The 6157-nt window shown below is 45.3% G+C and carries 7 protein-coding genes and 1 pseudogene; 5 read left to right on the top strand and 3 right to left on the bottom strand.

The features are described from left to right. Positions 1 to 91 (bottom strand): annotated as a pseudogene (locus PMG71_RS23945) (RNA-guided endonuclease InsQ/TnpB family protein); the annotation flags it as partial. 100 nt (positions 92 to 191) lie between these two features. On the opposite strand from PMG71_RS23945, the gene PMG71_RS14425 reads away from it, so the two are divergent. Further along, the gene (locus tag PMG71_RS14425; RefSeq protein ID WP_283754401.1) at positions 192 to 1091 is read left to right on the top strand and encodes a phosphate/phosphite/phosphonate ABC transporter substrate-binding protein; all 900 of its coding nucleotides are present in this window, start codon (positions 192 to 194) and stop codon (positions 1089 to 1091) included. A gap of 68 nt (positions 1092 to 1159) precedes the next feature. After that, on the top strand, positions 1160 to 3514 hold the full coding sequence (locus PMG71_RS14420) for an ATP-binding protein (RefSeq protein ID WP_283754400.1): 2355 nt from the start codon (positions 1160 to 1162) through the stop codon (positions 3512 to 3514). Here PMG71_RS14420 and PMG71_RS14415 read toward each other — a convergent pair whose 3' ends face one another. Then, entirely contained in the window at positions 3515 to 3718 is a 204-nt protein-coding gene (locus tag PMG71_RS14415) for a hypothetical protein (protein WP_283754399.1), read from the bottom strand. A gap of 99 nt (positions 3719 to 3817) precedes the next feature. Next, entirely contained in the window at positions 3818 to 4504 is a 687-nt protein-coding gene (locus tag PMG71_RS14410) for a Uma2 family endonuclease (protein ID WP_283754398.1), read from the bottom strand. Positions 4505 to 4680: 176 nt separating this feature from the next. Here PMG71_RS14410 and clpS point away from each other — a divergent pair, with 176 nt between their 5' ends. The 3 genes from clpS (at position 4681) to PMG71_RS14395 (ending at position 6000) form a co-directional block, all read left to right on the top strand. Further along, a complete protein-coding gene (clpS, locus tag PMG71_RS14405; protein ID WP_283754397.1) occupies positions 4681 to 5007 on the top strand; it encodes an ATP-dependent Clp protease adapter ClpS in 327 nt (108 codons plus the stop codon). Between the two features lie 91 nt (positions 5008 to 5098). Beyond that, entirely contained in the window at positions 5099 to 5368 is a 270-nt protein-coding gene (locus PMG71_RS14400) for a DUF2103 domain-containing protein (RefSeq protein WP_347179293.1), read from the top strand. Between the two features lie 17 nt (positions 5369 to 5385). Next, a complete protein-coding gene (locus PMG71_RS14395; RefSeq protein ID WP_283754395.1) occupies positions 5386 to 6000 on the top strand; it encodes a hypothetical protein in 615 nt (204 codons plus the stop codon). Positions 6001 to 6157 lie beyond the last annotated feature (157 nt).

The raw sequence follows: 6157 nt of genomic DNA, 5'->3' as shown, positions 1-6157 counted from the left end.
AGAGGTTTTTACTGAGACGGCAAAGCTCACGGAGAGCCAAAAACTCAGCCTTATTAAGATTGCGGATTTGGTTCTTTTGAGTCAGGTACATAAGATGGTTTTCGCTGTGATATACTTATTATAGCGAAAAGTAATATAAGTGTCAATGTAAAGCCGTCCTAAAAGGACGGGGTTTCCACCCACATTTTCCGATGAAAAGACGCTATTTCCTTGCCTTCTCCCTCGGACTGTTGGCCAGTTGTGCAGCAAACCAGACTCCAGACTCGATATCATCAAATACCACCCCTAGTGAAGAGACCTCTGTAGCGCCCTTAAAATTAGCCATTAGTGATGTTCAAGGACTCGAAGACCTCGAAAGAGACTATGAACCCTTTCGGATGGCCCTAGAGGAGAGTTTGGGGCGTTCAGTAGAATTTTATCCCGTTGATAGTTATACTGAAGTGGCTTCGGCGTTGCAAGCGGGAACAGTGGATTTATCTGTTGTGGGGCCTTCGGAATATGTGTTAATTCGCGCTCGCACGAATGCCATTCCTGTGATTGCGATTACCCGACCCAATTATCATGCGGCGATCGCCCTTCCTCCGGGATCTCCAGTGCAATCGATCGCTGACCTCAAAGGCAAAACGATTGCCATGATCAAAGTGGGTTCCACTAGCGGCCATTTAGGGCCCACGGAGATGTTTGTGAGTGCTGGACTCGACCCGAAAACGGATTATCAGGTGAAAATGTTAGGTCGAGAAGGGTCTTTAGCGGCGCTGAAAAATGGGGAAGTGGACGCTTGGGCGGGGCCGATTATTGATTATGAAGTATTCTTGCAAGAAGAAGGGGTTTCTGCCGATGAGTTTCGGCTGCTCCAAAAAGGGCCAGCTCTGCCCAGTGATGTGTTAATTGTTAATAGTCGGACTAAAGCCGAAGAACTAGAGAATTGGCGCGATCGCCTTCTAGGAGATCAACAAGCGGTGATTAGTGCCTTAGCCTCTACTCCAGCCAACAGCAAGTATAAAGAATCAACATTAATTTCTGTAGAAGATCGAGATTACGATATGATCCGCAATGTCTATCGGGCGATCGGAGAAGGAAATTTTCTGTAACCTCAGAGATGGTTTTTGATCCTGGAAGATTGGAGTACACTCGTAGGGGTAACCCTCGAAATTGGGCGATGATTAACCAATTGAACCAATGGTGGACGAACTCATCCTTCCGGGATCGGGTGATGGGGCCGATCAATCATCTGAGCATTGGTCAAAAAATTGCGATCGGCTATGGAGTTTCCTTGGGGATAGCTATTTGTGGTTCCTTAGCCGGCCTGTTCATTGGAGATTATTATCAGCATAGAGCGATCGATGAATTGGCGATCGCCTCCCGCCAACAACTCCTCCTCAAAGATCAAGAAAACGCCGTCATTGCCATCCGCTTACATCCCCAGAGACTGATCGCCATCCTCGGCGATACCATCTGGTTTAGCTATGAATCCGAGAAGTTTCTGAGTGATATCGATCAGGTAAAAGAAGCGATCGAAGAGTTTGAAGATTTTTTGAGCAACTATGCTTATGCTTCTGATGTCGATCTGCCTAAACTCAAAGAAACTCTAGCAGGATATCGTCGAGTAACGAAAGAGTATCGAGATCTGATCCTCAAACTCTGGGGAGAAATTGACCCACCGAATCTAAGGGCTGACGAAATTGAACCCGCACGACAAACGATTATCAATACTCTCACTTCCAGAGACGCAACACAAATTGCGATCGAATTTGACCGGTTACTGGAAAACCTGGTTTGGATTGAAGAAGTCATTGATAATCAATATCACAATGCAGAAACAGAACGGATAGAAGCGGAGTCTCTGCGTCGGTGGATCATTGTTGCCAGTATTCTCAGTTCTCTACTGCTCTCTAGTTTACTGGTTTTCCTCACCAGTTCGGCGATCGCCCGTCCCCTCCAGTCCCTCGAACAAGTCGCCACCCAAATTACCCAAGACTCCAACTTTAACCTCCGTTGCCCCGTCACCACCCATGACGAAGTAGCCACCCTTGCCAAAGCCTTCAACCAACTCGTCGAGCGCATCAGCATCTATACCCAAGAACTCAAACAAGCTCGCCTCACTGCCGATGAAGCCAACCACGCCAAAAGTGAATTTCTGGCCAACATGAGCCACGAATTACGAACCCCCCTCAACGGCATTCTCGGCTATACCCAAATCATGGAACGCAGTCCAGATCTCAATAGCCAACGTCACGGCGTGAAAATTATCGACCAATGTGGTACTCATCTCCTCAACCTGATCAACGATATCCTCGACTTAGCTAAAATCGAAGCCCGCAAACTTGACCTCATTCCCCAAGAATTTCATTTTCCCGCCTTTCTTTCCGGCATTTCCGAAATGTCTAGAGTCCGGGCAGATAACAAAGGAATTCAATTTGAATATAGTGAAAACCCAGGCTTACCCAAAGCCATTATTGCCGATGATAAACGCTTGCGCCAAGTCCTCTTAAATCTCTTAGGCAATGCTATTAAATTTACCCATGAAGGGCGAGTAATCTTAAAGGTTGAACCCCTTGAAGACCTCCCCAAAACTTCAGACCATCACCTTTGGTTGCGGTTTACCATTCAAGATACTGGAGTGGGCATGAATGCAGAGCAACTCGAAAAAATATTCTTACCCTTTGAACAAGTCGGCGCAAAAAGTCAACAAGCCCAAGGAACCGGACTCGGTTTAGCCATTAGTCAGCAAATTGTGCGCTTAATGGGCAGTGAAATTCAAGTCACCAGTTCTTTAGGTGAAGGGAGTCAATTTTGGTTTGACTTAGAGCTACCTACGGCAGAATCTTGGGGAACTATTCTGCATGAAGAACAGAATGAAATTATCGGTTATCTTGGCCACCGACGGAAAATCTTGATTGTTGATGATAAGGAAGTGAATCGGCAAATGTTACGAGAAGTTTTGCTCTCTCTGAATTTTGATTGTCGTGAAGCGGCCAATGGAGAAATGGGATTAGCTCAAGCTCAGGAATTTAGCCCCGATTTGATTATAACTGATTTAGTCATGCCCATTTTAGATGGCTTTGAAATGACCCGTAGACTTCGTGCCCAACCTGAGTTTGAAAGGGTGACAGTCATTGCTTCTAGTGCGAGTGTGTTAACCCAAGATCAAGCGGCCAGTATCGAAGCCGGATGTGATGATTTTCTTACCAAGCCAATTGATTTTCAGATATTGTTTGGTTTGTTGAAAAAGTATCTCCATTTAGATTGGCAAACTCGCGCTTTAGCTCCTTCTACCTCTACCCTAGAAAGTGTGGATAATTGCGAAATTCAAGATGTTCCCCCTCTAGAAGCCCTAGAAAGAATTATGCAGGTGGCGAAAATTGGAGATATTGAAGGCATTGAAATGGAGGTTACAGCGATTCAAGAGAAGAATAAGGCTTATCGGGGATTTTGTCAGCAAATTATGAAGAAACTCCAAGAGTTTGACGATCAAGGAATTATTAAATTGATCGATAGTTATACGAATTCTTGATTAACGAATGGAAAATTCTAAGGAGCGAACTTTAGATTCTAAGGATCTGACCTGGGATTCTAGCTGGCGAATTTGTTGATTAAGCTGACGTACTTCTTGATATAACATTTGCACATCAGGAGAATGAACATCTGGCTTAAGGGGTTCAGGTGACTCTGACTGACCGAAACTGGGAAAGGATAGCACACCTAAAATAATAGCCATTATGGTTAATAAACTGATGAGGAAAGAATGGGGTTTCATGATAGGTCGAGTAATGGGGTTGGTGGGCAGTTGGTGCGATAGGGGAGGGAGAAGTTTATATCATGAATGGTTGCTAGTATCCAGGGATTGAATTTGCTCGGAAAACCAAGACGCAACGGCTCCATTACTGGCTTCTTGTAAACGGCTCAGTCCCTTTTCCAAAAGATCGATGGGTAAGCCGGATAATGCTTGAGAGCGATCGCATTCTTTATATTGGTTGTTGTCTTGTAACTGAAAGGCAAATACTCGTCGCCCAATGACATCAATCACCCAATATTCAGGAATGCCTAAAGAGGCATATAAATGCTTTTTCTCATCTAAATCACTCGACAGGGTGGTATCTGAAATCTCGCCGACTAAATCGGGAACTCGCCAGCGATCTAAGTCAATATAGCGTCTTTCACCAGGATGCCAAGTGGGATAATTTTCGCCAATATAGAGAACTAGATCGGGGGCAGCCGAGCTTTGGTTGGCTTTTTCGAGCAAGCAGCCGCCAAAAGAGCTAAAGGTTTGTTGTTGCTTCTGATTGAACCAGAGCAGAAAGAGCATGGTGAATAGATCGCCGATGCTAGAGTGATTAATTCCTTCTGAACCCATTTCGACTAAGAGTTTATTTTGGTAGTAGTATAACTTAATTCGTTCTGGGCGATCGCTGTCCCTCCAGGTTTGATAGTTGTCCCAACTAGAGGATTGCCACAGTTGCAAGGGCAGTTTGTTGTGAGTAGGCTTGTAGAGTAGTTGTGTCATCGGATTAGATTGAATAACTTCTAATATCATAAATTAGGCAATGGGGAATTAGGGAATGGGGGTAATCAGATTCACTTGTGCAACTCTTGCCCTGCTGACCCTATAATGGCTATAATAAAATAGAATAGTAAAATAAGTTTTAATCTCCTCTGTCGATAAGTTGGCAATTACGGTCTATGAATCCGGTACTTTCGCCTATGATTCGCAATATGGCAGTCGCTCCCACCCAGGCTCCTGAAAAGTCAGGCCAGACTATCCGTAAGCCTTATCCGAATTACAAGGTCATTGTCCTCAATGATGATGAGAATACATTTCAGCATGTCCATGATTGTCTGGTGAAGTATATTCCGGGGATGACGAGTGATTTGGCTTGGGAGTTGACGAATCAAGTTCACTATGAGGGACAAGCTACGGTTTGGGTTGGCCCCCAAGAGGCGGCTGAATTATATCATCAGCAGTTAAGCCGGGCAGGTTTAACGATGGCTCCCCTGGAAAAGGCTTGAGGGATGGGGAGCAAGGAGCGTGGGTAAGAAGAAGAAAAAGAAGTCAGAATGCTCTGAGGCTCCCTCGAAGTCTGGTGAATCTTCGGGCCGTTTGGTGTGGAATCATTCGACTCATTTGGAGGGGTTGATCCCGATTTTGGAGGAGTTAACGACCTATGAGGGGGTGTCTACGGTGACTCCAGGGGTGATTGGTCGGGTGAAAAGCCATATACCCCATATGAAGTTGAAGGTTTCGGTTCCGATTCGGGGCGGGTTTAAGTTGATTGCTCGCCAGGGGAAGACGGTGCAGGAGGTGTTTATTGTGACGAGTTTATCGAAGACAGATTTGGAAGAGGCGATCGCCACAATTTTACGTTCTTAAGTTAGGATAAACCGAAGATGACTAGACCTCCGATTCTCAATCTAGAAGAAAGTTACACCTTTAGCCGATATGCTGAACTGACCTTTGACCCTGAAGATATTCTGGCAGAGCTGGGTTTTGGTTTAGAGAAGGCTGCCCTTGCACTTCCCGAATTTGCTGGCCATTTAGACTGTAAAGCATTGAAAGAAAGATTGCAGCAAGATTTGCTCTGCGTGGATCTGACGAGTGAAATCGCCCGCCGAGAGGTATTGATTGCGCCAACCTTACTAGAGGTTTGCCGTTTATCTGGATCGAAGTTAAAAATCGAGTATCCGGTGATGGTGAATAACTTTTTGAAAGGAACGCTTGACTATTTGCTAATCTCTCGGACGAACTTATTGGTGGTGGAAGCGAAAAATGCAGATATGCCTAGAGGAATGACTCAGTTGGCGGTAGAACTGATTGCCATGGATAGCTGGACAAATCTAGAGGTTCCTCTCCTGTATGGTGCGGTGGCGACGGGGGATATTTGGAAGTTTGCTGTTTTGCAACGGGAGCAAAAGTGTATTCATGCGGATATTAATCTTTATCGTGTTCCCGCAGATTTAGACAGTTTATTGCGGATGCTCCTGGGCATTATGCAAGGTGTTTAGTTGGCTGTTTCATCTGATATCAAGTCCGGTTTCCGCAAGCGGACATGAAAATTGGTTAAGAAGCGGGCAAGATGCCCGCACTCCTCGAATTCTTTGATATGACTGGAGTGGGAGCATCTTGCTCCCTGGATTTTTAATTAGGGTATTTCCGCTTCGC

This window comes from Roseofilum acuticapitatum BLCC-M154, assembly GCF_030068475.1.
GTDB lineage: Bacteria > Cyanobacteriota > Cyanobacteriia > Cyanobacteriales > Desertifilaceae > Roseofilum > Roseofilum acuticapitatum.
Note: the sequence above shows the minus strand (reverse complement) of the source record. Positions and strands in the feature narration are given on the sequence as shown.

Excerpts from the sequence above, each read along its gene's own strand:
- PMG71_RS14410 (WP_283754398.1), bottom strand. The coding sequence starts at position 4,504 with ATGACACAACTACTCTACAAGCCTACTCACAACAAACTGCCCTTGCAA.
- PMG71_RS14425 (WP_283754401.1), top strand. The coding sequence starts at position 192 with ATGAAAAGACGCTATTTCCTTGCCTTCTCCCTCGGACTGTTGGCCAGT.
- PMG71_RS14415 (WP_283754399.1), bottom strand. The coding sequence starts at position 3,718 with ATGGCTATTATTTTAGGTGTGCTATCCTTTCCCAGTTTCGGTCAGTCA.
- PMG71_RS14395 (WP_283754395.1), top strand. The coding sequence starts at position 5,386 with ATGACTAGACCTCCGATTCTCAATCTAGAAGAAAGTTACACCTTTAGC.
- PMG71_RS14420 (WP_283754400.1), top strand. The coding sequence starts at position 1,160 with ATGATTAACCAATTGAACCAATGGTGGACGAACTCATCCTTCCGGGAT.
- clpS (WP_283754397.1), top strand. The coding sequence starts at position 4,681 with ATGAATCCGGTACTTTCGCCTATGATTCGCAATATGGCAGTCGCTCCC.